13 protein-coding genes and 1 pseudogene are annotated in these 16,915 nt (G+C 61.6%); 8 read left to right on the top strand and 6 right to left on the bottom strand.

Annotated features, from left to right (window positions below; genetic code table 11):
- Positions 1 to 21: 21 nt before the first annotated feature.
- A complete protein-coding gene (locus ABEB12_RS23345) occupies positions 22 to 189 on the top strand; it encodes a hypothetical protein (RefSeq protein ID WP_185065976.1) in 168 nt (55 codons plus the stop codon).
- A gap of 252 nt (positions 190 to 441) precedes the next feature.
- Here ABEB12_RS23345 and ABEB12_RS23340 read toward each other — a convergent pair whose 3' ends face one another.
- The 3 genes from ABEB12_RS23340 to ABEB12_RS23330 all read right to left on the bottom strand — a co-directional run bounded on the left by ABEB12_RS23340 (position 442) and on the right by ABEB12_RS23330 (position 4,572).
- Positions 442 to 1,179, bottom strand: a complete 738-nt coding sequence (locus ABEB12_RS23340; RefSeq protein WP_185065977.1) for a hypothetical protein — start codon at positions 1,177 to 1,179, stop codon at positions 442 to 444.
- A gap of 15 nt (positions 1,180 to 1,194) precedes the next feature.
- Positions 1,195 to 3,057, bottom strand: a complete 1,863-nt coding sequence (locus ABEB12_RS23335; RefSeq protein ID WP_185065978.1) for an ORC-CDC6 family AAA ATPase — start codon at positions 3,055 to 3,057, stop codon at positions 1,195 to 1,197.
- Between the two features lie 1,128 nt (positions 3,058 to 4,185).
- Positions 4,186 to 4,572 (bottom strand): pentapeptide repeat-containing protein, encoded by a 387-nt coding sequence (locus tag ABEB12_RS23330; protein ID WP_345703101.1) that lies wholly within the window; start codon positions 4,570 to 4,572, stop codon positions 4,186 to 4,188.
- A 139-nt stretch (positions 4,573 to 4,711) separates the two neighbouring features.
- Between ABEB12_RS23330 and ABEB12_RS23325 the strand changes: the two genes are divergently transcribed.
- From ABEB12_RS23325 to ABEB12_RS23310, 4 genes are all read left to right on the top strand, one after another.
- The gene (locus ABEB12_RS23325) at positions 4,712 to 4,897 is read left to right on the top strand and encodes a hypothetical protein (protein WP_185066233.1); all 186 of its coding nucleotides are present in this window, start codon (positions 4,712 to 4,714) and stop codon (positions 4,895 to 4,897) included.
- Positions 4,898 to 5,064: 167 nt separating this feature from the next.
- Positions 5,065 to 6,147: a hypothetical protein gene (locus tag ABEB12_RS23320; protein ID WP_185065979.1), complete on the top strand. Its 1,083-nt coding sequence runs from the start codon at positions 5,065 to 5,067 to the stop codon at positions 6,145 to 6,147.
- A gap of 504 nt (positions 6,148 to 6,651) precedes the next feature.
- Positions 6,652 to 7,287 (top strand): protein NO VEIN domain-containing protein, encoded by a 636-nt coding sequence (locus tag ABEB12_RS23315; RefSeq protein ID WP_185065980.1) that lies wholly within the window; start codon positions 6,652 to 6,654, stop codon positions 7,285 to 7,287.
- Positions 7,288 to 8,893: 1,606 nt separating this feature from the next.
- Positions 8,894 to 9,199, top strand: a complete 306-nt coding sequence (locus tag ABEB12_RS23310) for a pyrophosphohydrolase domain-containing protein (protein WP_185065981.1) — start codon at positions 8,894 to 8,896, stop codon at positions 9,197 to 9,199.
- 41 nt (positions 9,200 to 9,240) lie between these two features.
- On the opposite strand, the gene ABEB12_RS23305 is transcribed toward ABEB12_RS23310, so the two are convergent.
- Both ABEB12_RS23305 and ABEB12_RS23300 read right to left on the bottom strand, forming a co-directional pair.
- Positions 9,241 to 11,013, bottom strand: coding sequence for a DEAD/DEAH box helicase family protein (locus tag ABEB12_RS23305; protein ID WP_425572266.1), 1,773 nt, complete (start codon positions 11,011 to 11,013; stop codon positions 9,241 to 9,243).
- Positions 11,010 to 13,127 carry a tetratricopeptide repeat protein gene (locus ABEB12_RS23300; protein WP_185065982.1) on the bottom strand — a complete coding sequence of 706 codons (2,118 nt, stop codon included), beginning with the start codon at positions 13,125 to 13,127 and terminating at the stop codon, positions 11,010 to 11,012. Before ABEB12_RS23300 ends, ABEB12_RS23305 begins: the two co-directional genes overlap by 4 nt.
- An 890-nt stretch (positions 13,128 to 14,017) precedes the next feature.
- Between ABEB12_RS23300 and ABEB12_RS23295 the strand changes: the two genes are divergently transcribed.
- On the top strand, positions 14,018 to 14,659 hold the full coding sequence (locus tag ABEB12_RS23295) for an SDR family oxidoreductase (protein WP_221498811.1): 642 nt from the start codon (positions 14,018 to 14,020) through the stop codon (positions 14,657 to 14,659).
- Positions 14,660 to 14,978: 319 nt separating this feature from the next.
- On the opposite strand, the gene ABEB12_RS23290 is transcribed toward ABEB12_RS23295, so the two are convergent.
- Complete coding sequence (locus ABEB12_RS23290) at positions 14,979 to 15,524, bottom strand: restriction endonuclease (RefSeq protein ID WP_185065984.1); 546 nt, start codon at positions 15,522 to 15,524, stop codon at positions 14,979 to 14,981.
- Between the two features lie 429 nt (positions 15,525 to 15,953).
- On the opposite strand from ABEB12_RS23290, the gene ABEB12_RS23285 reads away from it, so the two are divergent.
- Both ABEB12_RS23285 and ABEB12_RS23280 read left to right on the top strand, forming a co-directional pair.
- On the top strand, positions 15,954 to 16,655 hold the full coding sequence (locus ABEB12_RS23285) for a phosphoadenylyl-sulfate reductase (protein WP_185065985.1): 702 nt from the start codon (positions 15,954 to 15,956) through the stop codon (positions 16,653 to 16,655).
- Positions 16,656 to 16,713: 58 nt separating this feature from the next.
- Positions 16,714 to 16,915: pseudogene (locus ABEB12_RS23280) on the top strand (sulfate adenylyltransferase subunit CysD); the annotation flags it as partial.

Below are 16,915 nucleotides of genomic sequence, written 5' to 3'. Positions count from 1 at the left end.
TGAGAGGTCGAATAGGAGCCAGTGGAGAAGCCGCTCGCCGAGGCAGAGGCCAAGCTTCGGCGGTTTCAGGATGCCGTCGCTGCCGGGATCGAGCCGGTTGCCCTCGTCGACGCGATCAACCAGGCGCAAGGCCCAACGGGGAAGCCGCACGAGCCGATCTGGCCGGCGCACTCGCGCCCGATGCGGTGACCGAGGCCGAGGTATGCGCCATGGTCGAGCCGCTCGGCGACGTCGGCCGGAAGCTTAGGGAGGGCAAACCAGAGAGCCTGGAACGGCTCTACCGGGATCTTCGACTTGAGCTGATTTGTCAGCTTCGGTCATCTACTCGCTAACCGGTAAGGGCTCGCGATGCCAACGATTGCCGCGCTGGTGGCGTCACAGGCTGACTCAGGGGCGGGTGCTGAGTAATGGGTTGGTGCCGCCCCTGACCTGCGGGAAGGGTCACGCGTCGGAAGGGTCGTCCGTCGGCAATTCAGTCCATTCGACCCCTAAATCTATTTCGACCGCTTTCTCTGTCCGCATTTCCCATTCGCGAACCATAGTGAGATTCGCCGAGTCTAGGTTGTCTAATACGGCGGAAAATCTACCGTCTTTCAGTACTTTAATCAATGCTTCCATCTTTAACTCTTCATCTGGAAGGGTAAGCGCCGCGTTTGCATGGTGCAAGGTTTCGCTTTTGGTTTCCTCTGATATAGTTAGGTGATTCTCAAGTTGAGCCTCCAGCTCGGCTAGAATGAAGCGTGAGTGCACTCCGTTTGCCATCCATAAAGTGCGCGTTTCTCTAACCTCTTTTCTGAAAAGTCGAGTGAACCGCTCATCTAGGGCATATAGGCAATATAGTCGCCAGACGTCGTAGTAATATGTGAGGCCAACTTTGGCATTCTGTCCTCTGACTGGGGTTTCACGGATGGGACTGCGTAAGGCCAGTGGCGCGAAGGTTCCGATCATTAACCCCAGCACCCAAGGGTCATTAGAAGCGACTACCCCAGTCTCAGCTGTCTTGGCTTGAACGAGACCTGCGACAACAGCCACAGAAATACCGCAATCCAATATAACTACCGTACTCCACCACCAAAATGCTTTCAGTTTAACGTCCCCGAACGGGGCGCGCCTCCCGCGCAGGCTCAGCTCAATATTCGTGACAATTAGTGAACTAATTACGGCAATAAGGTAGGTCATCGCGGCCAACCCTCGTCACCGCAGCCGTTTATACGCAGTAACGCCATCGGCATCCACGGCCAGAACTTTCCCCTGCTTCAGCAGTTCTTCTATTGCTGCAGATACCTCCCCAAAGGGTCGACCCAAATTTACCACGAGTTCTCCAATAGAGACCGTAGAATGTTGTGAGTCGATCAGCTTGTTGACCTCGTCAATCACCGGATCTTGCGCTTTAACTAAGTCCTCGAAACGAGACAGCTTGAAAACAGGCGCCACGCGAAGGATTTGTAACACTTGCCGAGACGACTCAGCTACCACCAAGGGTGCCCCTTGCGCGCTCTCGGAATTTGTTCGGGGCCTCGTTCTCTTGGCTGCCAGCTGACCTTCTTGGAAGTCCAAGACTCTGAGGTTTTGTTTGAGCCGATACCCTGAATACTGACTCAAGTCCAATGTGTAGCATTCACTTTTCTCTCCTGCCACCTCGATGTCAGAAACGGCAGGGTCGACGAGGTGTATCAGCCTAGTTTCAAGTAGACGCGTAAGTACGTCGTACTCACTGGTGTTCTCGTCTTTATCTCTAAAGTCAATTCTAAAATAGGTATAATTCTTCTCGTCCACGCAAAATGCTCGAAGTCGATAGAATGCATTTGTAGTCTGCCTGGAAGCTCCGATATTCGAACCTAGATCTGTCTCCAGTTCGTCTATTCGAATTTTTGCTATATCGCCTGCAGCCTGATTAACGTCGGTAATCCCAACAGTGCGGCCAGATCTTCCTCGCGCCTTTCCGATAGAGGATGACGCGAGCACGAGAAAATCTCGCGGAACTCCGCCGCTTGCAAATGCCAACCGATCTACCGCTGGACGATTTATAATGTTGCTGATCGTGGCGATCCCGGCGTACTGACAGTAGGAGGTGAACATGTCGTTCAGAAAGCCCACAGTTTCTCGGGGATTCTGAAGGCTGAGATCTAGTTCAACTAGAATTACATCGTGATCGGTCTGGAGTCCCGTTGGAGGATTTGGCCGATACCAGTGTGTCAGATGCTTAATTGAGGCAATCTTGAGCCAGGTGTTTGCATCCCTGGTGCATGAGTGAAGGAGGTTCAGCAAGTCGGCCTGGTAATGCCTTGGCACATAGTGGAAGTCATCAATAAATACAAATAACATGTTATCCATGCTATTTGTGGCTCTTCTAATTGCTCGTTGAACGTCAGGAAGGAGTGTATTAATCTGGGAGAACTTCGGCTCTGGTGCGATATACAGTTCCGCCAATGCCTGGTGGACTAATTCCAGGTCCCTAAAAAACTCGGAAGAGTTCAACCGCCTTAGTCGTGATGCATCCTTCAGCGAGTCGATTATGTCGATTACAATCCGGATAAAGGTTCTATTTAAGCCCAGTGGGCCTAGAGGCTGCGCGTTAATCCATACAGTGGTTGAGTCGTTGGAAACAGCCTTTCGGGACTCGACCAAAAGTGCGGTCTTGCCGGCGCCTCGTCTTCCGAATACCAAAGTATGCCGGGGGCCAAACGTAGCCGCTAAACTAGCAGTATTTCTCGGAATATAGGAGAGGCTCGGTTGCTTTTCGGATACTCTTGAGCGCGAAGACAGCAGTTGTATGAGCGCATCTATTCGACTATCTCTCAAATCGCGCACAGGTCCCGCAGGTGGCGCTACGTTGTCAGGTGCGGCTCTTACTGTCATGAAAACTTGAAAGGAGTCATTTTTAAGTTCTTGCTCAAGTGTTAACGCGATATCCGAGGCGGCTTGAGCGTGTTCCCTTGGAACTGTGATGACGTAGATTCTTTCACCGCCGCTGCCCCGAGCAGCTAGGTCGATCGGAAAACCGAGCCGATTGCGAAACTCAGCCTTGATGGTCTCAGTTTCTGTCTCTGGCTCCATGCTTTTTCTCCGGGTTCTTGACGGGTGTGGCGATAAGATGGATAGGATACTTGCGGAGGTGCCAAAAGTCTTTACTCCATGCGATTGATCAGGCTCCAGCGGTGGTGACCAGGAGTCGACCAACTGACCAAGGCTGCCTGGTGGGTTCGCCACGGGCCACCGCCGGACACCGAAAGTCAATGTGGTTTGCGCGTCCCATCAGATTTAGGCGCTGGTGGCGAGCTGGCTGATTGGGTGTAGTAGCGACGTGTCGTCTCCTGCAGTTAGGGCCGCTCGCCGGGTTCGCAGGCCCCACGACGAGGCAGATCCGTTGATTTTCCCGGGCGTATGCGCGGGAAGTGGATCCGTTTCCGTGTGGTCACGCGTGCCGCGTGCCAGGTTTCGGTCCATCGACGGAGTCGGTGTGCGCAGTCACAGCATTGGGGCCACAGTGGTGTGCTTCTGGGTGCTGCCGACGTGAATTGGGCGCCGCACAATGCCCGGTAAGTCCCGTGGCGGGCTTTGTGCGTGGCGGCGAACTGGCGAAAGTGACGCAGTGCTCGATCTGACCGGCTGAGGCGATCCACAGTACGTACCGGGGTGAGTTTTCCGGCGTTGCCCAAGGGTCTCGCGATGAATCACCCCCAAGAACCGTGATCAAACTGTTGCCGCTCTGCTGGCCGACCAAGATCGGCGAGCCGGCGACACGAGCGCGCACCAGGGGATCAAGAAGCGCCTTGCCGAGGCAGAGACGCGGCTGCGGAGGCTCCGGGAGGCGATCGAGGCCGGTGCGCATCCCGAAGCTCTGGTCGACTCGATCAACGAGGCACAGGCGCAGCATGCGGCCGCACGCGCCGAGCTGGGCGCGGTGGGTCCGGCGCCGGATCTGATGTCGGACGCCGAGCTGTACGCGCGGCTAGACGCGCTGAGCGAGATCAAAGAGGCGCTGAACAGGGCGAATCCCGCCCGCTTGCAGAAGATCTACGCCGATGTGCGCCTTGAGCCGGTGTACGACCCCGAGGCCAAGGCGGTGGATGCGAGCATCCGACCCCTTGGAGGGGTAGTGCCTGTGTCCGAGGCCCGAGTTCCACATTATTCACCCGTGTCCCGTTGGCTTGACTGGTGCCTGTGCTCGGATCACGCCAACGGTTAGCCGCAGCTCGGAGCGCGTTGGCCTGCCGGGAGAGGAGTGCCTGTTACGAGCGTTCCGGGTGGCACCGCGATCGTCGCGCCGGTGATTTCGGCACCGCTCAGCTCGGCGCCGGTGAGATCTGCTGTATCCAGACAAGCCCCTCGGAGGTCCGCGCCGCGAAGATCGGCGCCGCGCAGGGAGGCGCCTGCCAAGTTTGCGTTGCGAAGCGAGGTGCCCGGTGCGTCAACTCCTGCCAGATCTCGTCCATGCAGATTGACTGCGGACAGATCAGCGCCGGCGAGACGCGCGCCGCGAAGATCACCCGTGAGGTTACTGGCTGAAATGCGGTGGCCCCGCAAATCCAGGGCGTTCCCGGGCCTGGCTGACGTCCGCGACCACGGCATGACACCCTGTAGAGCGAACAGCGCCATTACCGCTACGGCGCCGATGACTGCGACGACTGCGGCGCTCTGCCGTGCGCGGCGCGAACGTAGCAACTCAGCCGCTGTGAAGAGTAGGGCTGCGAGGGCGGAGCTGGCGGTTATGATCGCGCCGAGCAGCCCGAAGACCTGCCCGGCGACGGCCACCAGCACGATGGCGACGAGCGGCCAGATCCAGATTGATACCTGCCGAGCCCTGGTGGACATCAGTCGACATGATTCCATGCAGATGACGGCTGACAAGAACGATGTCACCTCCTACGATTTCCGCAGGTCGGGAGGGACGTGAGGGACGGAGCCGGTATGCGTAACTCGCCGGGACCCACGCCACCAGGCGATCCGGGGGCCGAGGTGCGTCGGACGGTCCGTTGCCCGGAATGCGGTAGTCGAGCGGACTGGCGCGGCTACGTGTACAGATGCATCGCTGGCCACGAGTTCGAGCACCCCGAGTAGGCGATGGCCGATCTGTCGCAACTCGGGTCCACCGCCAAGGACTCGATTGGTCGCTACTTCAGCCTCGTAAGCGCGTTGCCGTCGGCAATGCTGGTTTCCTGGGTGGTGCTGCTGGTCGGCAGCGGTGCATGGAGCCGCCAGCCGGATCTGAATGCGGCGTTGCGTACCTTTGGCGAACTCAGTGTCGGCGGAGGTGCCGGTCTTATACTTGCAAGCCTCGCTCTGGGAGCCATTCTCCACCCCGTGCAGTACGCGTTCGTCCAGTTCTTGGAGGGCTACTGGGGTATTTCGCGGCTGGCACGTCGAATGCGATTCATTCGGATGAAGCACCACTGGAAGCGACTGCGCGACCTGCGGCTGGAATCCATGCGGCTCGCAGATCAGATCGTCAATACGGATCAAATCCCGAAGGACGCTCCAGACGGGGACCGTATACGCACGGAGCGTGCGCTCATCGAACTTCACGCTGTGCGCCAGGAAATCAACAGGGTCACCGCCGCTGCTCCGCCGAATCTGGATGCGATCATGCCCACTCGCCTGGGCAATGTCCTGCGCTACTACGAGCGCGAGGTGGGGAGGCCGTACGGTATAACAACTGTAACGGCTGTCCCGTTCCTGTCGCGGACAGCGGCGCCTGGGGACATGGATTATGTGAACGACCAGCGGTCGCAACTTGACTTGGCTGTGCGCATGTCGATCGTCGCTTTCATCGCGACGGGGCTGACCGTGATGTTTCTCGCGCGGCACGGCCTCTGGCTGTTGGTGGCGCTTGTTCCGTACGCTGCCGCGTATTTGGCCTACCGTGGAGCGGTTGTTATCGCTGGCGAGTACGGTCGGGCGCTGGGCGTGCTCGTTACGCTTAACCGGTTTGAGCTCTATGACCGCTTGCGCCTGCCGCCCGTCTTGAGCACTGAGGAGGAGCGCAGGCGGAACAAGGATTTGATGAGGTTTCTTGAGCATGGGTCGGTGATGGAGCGGTCGCTGGCATATCGTGCGGTGGAACTTGACCAGGGGCCTGCACCCGGGCAGGGCGACCCTGCTTCCGGGGTGCCATCCGGCGATCGCGGAGACCCCTCCAACGACTGACTTGAGAACGTTGCACTTGGGATAGGCGATCGCCGACTGCTCATGGGACGACGAAAGAGCGATCGGGGAGTAGCCGGAAGACCCTCCTCAACAGGACACAGATGCTGCAAGCTTCCCCTTGTGGCGACAAATACGTGGTGGACGGATCACAGTGATCAGCGGTACTGGATGGAGATCACCCACAGAGCGGACATCGGTGGCAATCTGCATGCGCCGAAACTCGACGAAGGCCGCTGGTCATACGACCTGGTCAGCTAGGTGCAGCCGGGAGATCGGGTACTGCATTGGTCGAGCCCACGCCGCACAGTGGTCGGCTGGTCGGACGTGGTCGGTGTAACCACGACGGTGCCTGAGTACACCTGGCAACCCCGTGGCCTGTCGGGGCGTGCACTGTCTGGTCCAAGGACCGGGGAGGGTTGGGTAGTCCCAATTGGCGGTTTTCGGGCGTTCCGCACGCAGCCCACGCTCACCTCGCTGCTCCCGCTGCTCGACGACTTGATGGGAATGAAGGAGATTCTGGAATCGAAATACGGGGAACCGATATACTTCCCCTTTTATCGCTATGCGGGAGCGCAAATACGTACCCAGCAAGCGTACTTCGTGAAGTTTCCTGTCGAATTGTTCGATGTAATTCCAGATGTCTCTGCGGCAAGGTTGAGGGCGGATGACCAGATGGAAGATGTCGATATAGTTGAAGACTTCCAGCCGCGTGGGAAGTCTGCTCCATCAGGGCGCACGACGCGAGTTCAAGATCCTAAGCTTCGGGTAGCCATTGAGCACCGTGCTTTGGACGTAGCGCTCGACTACTACAGGCGGATCGGCGGCAGGGATCCTAAAGAGCTTGGAAAAGCGTACGACCTAGCGGTAAATGTCGATGGTGTCGAGCGTCACTGTGAGGTAAAAGGCAGTTCGATGCTCATTGATTGCGTAGAGTTGACAATCAACGAGGTAGCGCATGGGAGTCGTCGCGATAATGTTGATCTCATAGTGGTCGATGGTATTGAGGCTTCTCGCGATAGGTCGACTGGGGAGATCTTGGCGTCTGGCGGATCCATGCGCATCTGGACCAACTGGACACCGGAGAAGGAAGCCCTTACCGCTCGGCGCTTCAGTTCTACGCTGCCTTTAAGCTGTGACTGATAGTGCCTGTGAAAATCCTGCCCCCATGGTCTGCGGATCAGAAAAGCGACATGCATTTTTGCATGCAACTGAAGCGACTACCGGCCTAACGCCGACGACCTGACTCCGGTAAGCCGCCGCTAAGGGCACGGATGCTGACACGGCTAGTCTCGGGGTAGTCCTTCCGTGACCGTGCTTGACTTTCCCGTCAGGCGTGCGATGGAGCCGACGGCCAACGTCTCCCAGGGGTGCCGGTCCTGGCACACCGTTGCGTGACTGCGCCGCCGGTGGGCCTGCTGCGCAGACTCGGGTGATTAGCTCGCGAACTGCTCTGGCATATCGCTCAAGCGACTCCTGACCGCCGTCCCGGTCAAGCTTGGCGATCACAGTTCGCAGTTGGTCAGCGATCTTGCGAAGGCGCGCGTAGTCCGGCGGGTGATCGCCAGCGTCGCCCGAGTCAACGCCAGCTTTGATCGCTTCCTTCACGAGCTTCTCGACCTTGGCTTGAGATTGAGTGCGCGAGCTTGGGTTGGGTGGCTTGCGGCGCTTCGAGGTCACGAAATATGAATCGAACCGCAGGCCGAGGCTGTTTCGCTGTGTTCGAGGAGATCTCCGACGGCCTTAGCAGCGTCGGGGCCTCTACGGCCCAGTGGCTGGTAGACAGCTTTCATGTCGTTAGGTACCGCTGTTCCTGCCACGGCCGTCTTGTTCCGTACTCGGTGTAGGTGTCGCCTTCACGGGCTCCGGGAGGCGATCGAAGCCGGTGCGCATCCGGCTGCGCTGGTCGACTCGATCAATGAGGCGCAGGCGCAGCGGGCGGCCGCACGCGCCGAGCTGGACGCGGTGGGTCCGGCGCCGGACCTGATGTCCGACGCCGAGTTGTACGCACGGCTGGACTCGGTGAGCGACATCAAAGCGGAGCTGAGCAGGGCGAATCCGGCCCGCTTGCAGAGGATCTATGCCGACGTGCGGCTTGAGCTGGTGTACGACCCCGACGCCAAGGCGGTGGATGCGAGCATCCGACCCCTTGGAGGGGTAGTGCCTGTGTCCGAGGGGGGACTCGGAAACGTAGAAGTTGCACACCCGCGCAAAACGAGTGTGCATGCGGCCAACCCTAGTGCAGAACCCTACTCACGCGGAGCGACAGCGACTGTCGGCTCGCTGTGACGGCCATACGACGTTCCAGAACGGTGAAATTGCACGCTGACCGGCCTGACGGCCTGTATCCGGCCTACAGGCGGATGACCGCCGTGAGCGGCGCCGGGTTCGCCGGCCTGCAGCGGGGTGATCGCGACCGGCATGATCAGCCTGCCGACGCAGTCCCCGGTACGGGAGCTTGCCCAGCCCGCTGATTAAGAGTCGGCTTGATCAACTGTCGGAGGATGTCGATCTTTCTCGCTTGATGCCGTTTTGGCTGGTCAGGTCCTATGGCCCGTGCTCCTGGTGATGGCCGGTGTTGCATGCTGTCGGTCTTCTCGGGCGCGCCTCGGGCGCGGCGAGTGCTCGTTTGTCCGTCGTGCCACCGCGGAGAATGGGTCTGCGCTCTGGGTGGTCTTGGCGTCTCGGGCACAACTCGGGCGCGAGAGCTTGATCCGGATCAGTCGCCAGACCGAGGAGTGTGACATCTGTGGGCAAGCTGGTCCGCGACAAGATCCCCGACATCATTCGTGCCGGCGGCCGTACCCCTGACCTGCGCCGGCTCGGCGAGGCTGAGTATGTCCGAGAACTGCACGCCAAGCTCGTCGAAGAGCCGGAGGAGTTGGCCGCTGCGGCCGGGCCGGCGATTGTCGAGGAACTCGCCGACGTGCTGGAGGTCGTGCGGGCGTTGGTCCGGGTGAATGGGTTGACCATGGACGAGGTCACGGCTCATGCGGACCGGAAGGCGATTGCTCGGGGCGGGTTCGCTGAGCGCTGGTACCTCAACTCGTGGTAGCTCGGTGCGCCACGCCCCGGCCTTCTCTCTCTCGGCGCGCCTCAGCCGCCGTAGGTACGCAGTCGTTCCCGGATCGCGGGATTAGACGCGGCCGCCAGTGCAAGTTCGAAGGCTGAGATGGGCGAGCCGAATACCTGGATGTATTTCTCGGCGGCAGCGACCAGGGTGGCTTCGGCGCGCCGGCCGTCGCTGTCGAAGACAAACTCGAGGTCACCAGTCGAGGCGAGTGGTTGGAATGCGCCGTTACGGGGTTGATCTATACCGTCCAGCCCCGCCTGTACACCTCGGATGATCAGTGGCCTCTCGATAGCGCCTGGCGCTTCGTCCGCGATCCGCTCCGCCATCGCTAGTAGCTCGGGATCGGCTGGTAGCACGACGAGGCCATGGTCGTCCGCGCCGTTTGTGGGGTCGACCCGTACGACGCGGCCGATGATCTGACGGAAGTAGAGCTCGGCGGTGACGTTCGTGGCATACACGACCACGCGCAGCCGGCGGATGTCGACGCCTTCCGACACCATCCGCACGGCCACGATCCATGGGCTGGTGGAGTTGACGAACGCCGCGATCCCGGGGCCTGGAGCCGGATCGTCGGGGTTGTTGCTCCGGCTGCACGCGACGACCGGACGCACACCGCTGCTTCGGGTTAGCATCGTGGCGATGGCGTCTGCGTGATCGCAATCCATGCTGACAACGAGTCCCGCCGCATCGTGGTCACCGCTGGCGCGTAGATGCCGGAGGCGTCTGTCAGCCTCTTCGAGCATCGCGGTGAGGTGACCGCCGTCGGAGGTAGCGTCGAGCGCCGTTCGCAACCGGTAAGACTCGCCACGCTCGCTCAGGTCGTCATCGAACGTGACCGTGTGCTCAGCCGAGTCCGGGGTGCGAAATGTGGCGGTCCCGCCCAGCGCGGCGAAATGAACAGGTCGGCAGGTCCGGTCACGGAGCGCGTCGCCGTACGTATAGCTGTAATCGCACACGGACCGGCCATCGACCGTCTTCACGAAGACGATCGGGTCCCTGATCCGGAAGGGTGTGCCGGAAAGGCTGATGATTCTTTTGGCTGAGTGCAGGAATGCTTGCTGGGCAGCCATTCCCCAGCCACCGTCTGTTCCGGCATGGTGGATCTCGTCGAAGATGACGAGTGTGCGGTAACCAGGTTCAGCGGCGAGCGCGGCCAGCATCGTGGTTTGCCGAAACAACGTGTGGTAGGTGACGACTCCGCCACACCATGGAGCGTAGAGCGGCTGGACGGGGCGCCAACCTGCCGGCGCGAGGGGGAGACGTGGTCCACCGTTGGAGCCGTTAGCCGCATCGACCCATTGCGTGACTAGCCGGGAGGTGGGGACCACGATGAGCACACGGTTCACTTCTCGGGAGCTGATCATCGTCGCAGCTGCATCGAGTGCGAAACGGGTTTTACCCGCGCCCGGGCACGCCTCGATCAGGAGCGGGTCCGAGCTGGAGGCAACAACGCGCATTGCCTCGGTTTGCCAGCGCCGTAGGGGACCGCTCCCCGCAGCCACCTGGGGTGACGGCCTCCGGATGAGCGGGCCTGCCGAGTTCCCCTTGCGCCGGTTGCAGGCTACACAGAGTGCCTGCAGGTTCTCGAGGACGGTCAGCCCACCCTGCGACCAGGGCTGGATGTGGTCTCCCTCAATGAGGTCACGCGGCATTTCCCGACCGCATATGACACACGTCCGCCCCTGCCGCAACCAGGCTGCAGTGGTTTCCGCTGGGGTGAACCACCTCCGTTCGCGGTCCCAAACGACCTCCGGATCCTCGACGATGTCGCCCAATTCTTCATTCTCTGTCGTCATAGCGCGTAGCTCACCGGTGTGTGAATTCTGAAAATATCTAGGCGGGAACCTTGTTCCCGATATCTGGCATACCAGCTCCGCATCTCGTTGAACCGCTGGAGCTCGTCGGGGCGCCACGCGATCCGAGCGGCACGGGATTCGCGAAGTTGGTCGACGTGATCGGTAAGAATCTCGGTCAGTAGAGGATCGCGGACGGCGTCGAATGGAGGGATGCGGAGTTGGTAGTGGGTTTCGAGGTAGTTCAACGCGGCGGTCAGAAGGTCTCCATCCCACTCCGTCCCGTCGGAATCGATGACGAGACTGGTGTGGACGCGCAGGTAGCACGCGTCGCCACGTTGGTTCGGCACTTCACCGACTCCGAAGTGGGCGGCGTTCTCAAGGTAAGTTCGTTCGATGCGGTCCATTCGTTCGCGTCGGACGTACCGGCGTGCGAAACCGCGCAGCATAGGTGTGTCGGGCAGCACCGCCGTGACAGGATCGGCTGACGCTGAGGCGAGCGTGTCGCACCAGGCCTGCAGGACCAGATCACTACGGTCTGGCCAACGCCACAACGCAACCTTCGGTGCGTTCCCCACGAACTGGTACAACGGCTCCGGTGATCGCTGATGCAGCACCAGTGTCGAGGGCTCGCGGTGATACAGCCACGTTCCACGCGGGGGCTTCTGCAGCACCAGATCGTTCACTTTGAGTTTTTTAGGTGGCCGTTCGCCCAGGTCTTTGATCGTCGATCTGAAACTGCTGCTGACGAATCCAGCCGCAAAAGCCCACACGGACGACTCACCGCAACGTTGAGCAGCGAGGAGTAGCCGTTGGCACAAGCGAACGGCCTCAGTGGTCCAGGCTGGGTCCTCCGTGAGTGTGGCGACTCGGCTGGTGTCTTCCGCGATCTTCACCGGCAACGGCCCGTCTATGGAATCCGCAGTGCTGCAGGAGTGCTCGCCCCGTCGGTCGACGAAACACATCGGGCCGCCGACCAGAACGAACCGAACACCGCCTAATGCTGGGTTCGGCAAAGGTCGAAAGAAGATGCTAGTGTCGCAGAATTGTGCCCTATCCATGAAACTTACGTGCAACGGCCCGTTGTCTTCTGCGGAGAAGAACTGCCGGGGCTTGTCGGCCCCCGGCTGCTCTTCGTTCGCGAGCCATTCCATCAGATCTCGGCCAAGACCTCGGTCGGTGGTATTGGAGTTGAGATCTCGATACCGTCGCAGTGTTTCTCTCATGCGTGGCAAGTCTCCGCGCATGCCTTGGGTTCGAGCTAGCTGGTCGAACGGGAATTGCGCTGGTCCCCACTCCGACTTTTCTTCCTCGGAGCACCACTGCGCGAGAATCTTTTCGGCCGCCTCAAGCTCACCGCTGCCGATAAGAACCGAAACGTCAGCCACGCGAAGGTCAATGAGAGAGGCTGTCTCCGCAACGGGTGGTAGGTCGAGATCAGGATCTGATTCGAGTTTGAACACCGCCGGGATATCAGGACCATAGGCAACCAACCTTTCCAAATCCCGTGGCTTGGGGTGCACGCGAGATTGCAGGCCGCGCAGTCGGGACACAGCCTCAGATGCCTTGTCAGGCCCACCGGCAATCTCGATGGCCTGCTGATAGGCGATCCGGGCGCCCTCGAAGTCGTTCTTCTCCTCGAATCCGCGTGCCAGGTCAGTGGCAGCGCTGACCGCGCTCTCGAGACGACCGACCTCGATCAGAGTTCGGCAAGCGGCGTAGGTGCCGTCGATGTTGCCTTGGCTGGCGTGTAGTTCGGCGAGGTCGATTGCGGCTCGTGGCGACATGATGTCGTCTTGGTAGGCGATGGCTTCTTCGTAGGCGGCGCGTGCGCCGTTGGTGTCACCGTGTTCGGCGAGCATTCTGCCGAGGTCGATGGCTGCGCCGGGTGCGTGGTAGTCGCTGGAGTTGATAGCGATTCGGTAGGCGGCGTGGGCGGCGTCGATGTTGCCTTGGCTGGCGAGTAGCTCGGCGAGGTCGATGGCCGCCGCCGACGAGTAGTACTCGTCTCTGAACGCGATGGCTTGCTCGTAGGAGCGCCGCGCTCCCTCGAGATCGCCTTCCTCCTGACGCAGCCGGCCAAGATCGCGAGCGGCTTCAGCATCCCCAGTTTTCATCGTGAGGCCCAGGAAGCCGTCATCGACAGTGGGACCACGGGATGAGGAACCGGGACAAGCAGTATCTCAGGACACAACGAGATCATCACGGCATCGCTCCCCAGGTGCTCGTGGCAGTCAAACCGGACCTCGCTGCGCGCAGCCTCGCCATTAGCGATGAGTCAGCAGCTACGCCCGTTCAGAGCAACCGCCGGCAGATCGCTCTACTCGCAAAGTGGAATTCGCGATGTTTCGCGGTCTGGCGGCGACGCGGCTTTCCGGGGCGGGTGGGGCGGAGTTTCTGTGTCGCGCGGGGGCGGGGCGCCGGCGAACCCGGCCTACCTGACCCGGGCGTTTGTGAAGCTGGTGCGTTCGGCGGGTTTGCCGCCGATCCGGTTGCACGATCTGCGTCACGGGCGGCGAGCTTGTCGCTGGCGGCGGCCAATGAGTTGAAGACCGTGCAAGCGCTGTTGGACCATTCCAGCATCGCGGTCACCGCCGACACCTACACCAGCGTGCTGCGACCTCGCTCCGGATCCGGCGACAGGTGCAGACACGGCGGCACCCGAACATCACCCTGATGCCTGGGCGCTGCGGAATCCGGTGACGGCGGCGCGCTGGGCCGCCAGTCAGGTGGCGGAGGTCGAGTTCGGTTCTGAACGCCTACGAGATGTTGCCGCTTGCACCCGTGGGGAACCCGGCGGCACTGCGTACCTCCCGACGGAAGCGCCACAGTGCGTCGGGATTCCCCGGCCGGAGGTAGCGGATGAAAGACGTCCGGTCGCGGACGTCGGCAGGCACCTTGTCGACGATTGTCATTTCTCTGCCGGGTCCGTAGCTCACGAGGACGACGCGCGCCCCGGAGTGTCCGCGCGCGTAGTCGGCCAACGCTCTGGCGAAGGACGTGTTATGTGGCCGCGGTAACGGCAGACCTGTCCACACCCGACGGCGCACGTTACGTCATCGATACCGCGATCGCAGAGATCGGCGGTGTAGACATATTGGTCAACAACGTCGGTGCGGGCGATGCCGATCGGCTGAAGCTGGGCGGGTTCCTGGACGCCGACGACAACCAGTGGCGAGACCTGTTCGATTTGAATCTGTTCAGCGCTGTGTGGGCATCGCGCGCGGCATTGCCGAGTCTTATAGACCGACGCGGGGTGATCGTCAATGTTGCGTCGATCAATGCCCGCGTGCCGGCAACCGGCCCCGTGGGCTACAGCGAAGCCAAGGCCGCGCTGGTGGCGTTCGGCAAGCGGCTGAGCGAAGAGTTCGGACCGCAGGGGGTGCGAGTCAACACCGTCTCCCCAGGTCCTGTGGGCACGGGGCTATGGCGTGATCCGGAGGGATTCGGCGCCAAGGTCGCGGCAAGCTTCGGCGCGAACCACGCCGACTTCATCGCGGCGATGCCCGAAACATTCGGCATCGCTTCGGGCCGCATCGCCGAACCAGAGGAAGTCGCCGCGCTGATCACATTCCTGGCGTTCCCCACAGCGCGCAGTGTCCTGGGAGCCGACATCGTCATCGACGGCGGACTCGTCAAGACCACTTGAAACAGCAAGACCGACGCTTATCAACCCTCACCAGAAAGCGAGTCACCACGAGCACCCCCCATGGTCGACGTTCAGGACCAGTACCTCCAGACCTGGACCGAGCCCGACCCCGAGCTCCGGCGCGCCAGCATCGACCGGAGATGGGCAGCAGCAGACGGCCGTCTGGTCGTGTCCTCGCTCGGCATCGCCATACTAGCCTCTGCCATTCACGGAAATTGATGGCGTGGATGCCCGGGCGTAACGAAAGGTGCTCTGAGCTGCGATAATCCGGTTTGTCGAAGACTGGATGGTCGCGGGATCGGAGCACCTAATCGATGGTTCAGGTGGGTGCGGGTGGACGGTCTCTGCGCTTGCCTCCTGGTGGTCCGCTGATCAGTACGTCTTTGCCGAGGGTTTCACGGGTTAGCGCGACCAGGCGGGCGCCGTCGATCAGCTCGATCCGGCCGTTCTCCTTTGCTTTGGTCCAGCAGCCGGACGTGAACCATGAGGTCGTGACCAGGATGCCGCGCCCGGGCCGCTTTTCATCCATGGCGCCGACGAGCTCTCGGATGTGGTTGAGGCCGAGGACGCGGCTGTACTGCTTGACCTGAATGACCGTGAGGCCACCGACGACTGAGTTGCGGTTGATGACTACCGCGTCGGTGCCGTCATCGCCGGTGCGCTCGGTAGTCCACCCTTGGATGCCCTCCATCGATTCGAAGACCTGACGCACAAAGTGTTCGAACTCCGTCGGTGTCATTTCCATGAGGTCCGGTCGAGAGACCAATCGGGATACCGCGTCGAGACCGTCAACGAAGGCGAACCGGGTGAGGTCGAACTCGCGAATCGGAGTAACTGGCTCGACCTCATAGGGATGGCGGGACACGAGGTCCGGCGCTCCGGGCGTGTGGGCCTGACCTGACGAACCGTTTGGTGAGGTACGGCTGCTTCTTCTAATGTAAGCGCCTACTCGAAACGCGGAGAGCGCAATGCGTGTCGATCATCTGAACCGCGCACCATACGCCGAGCATCGCCCCGGTCGGCGTCGGCTGCTGCTGCGGCCGGCGGTGCATCGCGTTCCGCAGATCGACTCCGGCGGTCGTGACTGGTGCGGTGCGAGTAAAGAATCGGGCTGTGGCCACGTCGTCTGTTCGACGGGGGAGCGCGACATGGAGTCTCGATGCTCATGGATCCAAGGCCTGGCGCTGCCGGTGCTGCCTGGTGGATCGCTCGTGTCGTCATCTTGCTCATCAAGATGAGCGGTCATGACGGCGAACCGGTTAGGTGATGGGCTCTGGGCGAAAGGCTCAGAGGGATGGGCGTGATCGCTGCCGCGCATTTGCGTGATCTGGCCGAGCGGGGCGCGTCCGAGCTCGGCCCGGACGCCACCGCCGAGGAGCTGCTGGACTGGACGGCGGCCACCTTCGGCGACCGGTTCATCGTGGCGTCCAACATGCAGGACGCGGTGTTGGTCGAGCTGGCCGCACGGGCCAGGCCCGGGGTGGACGTGCTGTTCCTGGAGACCGGCTACCACTTCGCCGAGACCATCGGCACCCGGGACGCGGTGGAGACGGTCTACGACGTGCGGATCGTCAACGCCACCGCCGACCGGACGGTGGCCGAGCAGGACGCCGCCGAGGGCAAGGACCTGTTCGCCCGCGAGCCGGACCGCTGCTGCTTCCTGCGCAAGGTGGTCCCGCTGGAGCGCACCCTGGCCCGCTACGACGCCTGGGTGACCGGCGTGCGCCGCGTGGAGGCGCCGACCCGGGCGAACACCCCGCTGATCACCTACGACGAGAAGTTCGAACTGGTCAAGATCAACCCGCTGGCCGCGTGGAGCGACGAAGACATGGACCGCTACATCGCCGACCACGGGATCCTGGTGAACCCGCTGGTCGACGCCGGATACCCGTCCATCGGCTGCGCGCCCTGCACCCGCAAGCCCCTGCCCGGCGAGGACAAGCGGGCCGGCCGGTGGGCCGGCCGGGCCAAGACCGAGTGCGGGTTGCACCAGTGAGTACCACGGCTCCGGCAGGAGCGCCCGGTACCCAACTGGCCGCCAAGAAGGTGGAACAATGACAGCGCCCGCGCTGACGGAGGTCCGGGCGTTCGACGCGCTGGACGCCCTGGAGTCCGAGGCCATCCACATCTTCCGCGAGGTGGCCGGCGAGTTCGACCGTCCGGTGATCCTGTTCTCCGGGGGCAAGGACTCGACCCTGCTGGTGCACCTGGCGGTGAAGGCGTTCGCGCCGGCGCCGGTGCCGTTCTCCCTGCTGC

This window comes from Actinospineispora eucalypti (assembly GCF_039543365.1).
Lineage (GTDB): Bacteria > Actinomycetota > Actinomycetes > Mycobacteriales > Pseudonocardiaceae > Pseudonocardia > Pseudonocardia eucalypti.
Note: the sequence above shows the minus strand (reverse complement) of the source record. Positions and strands in the feature narration are given on the sequence as shown.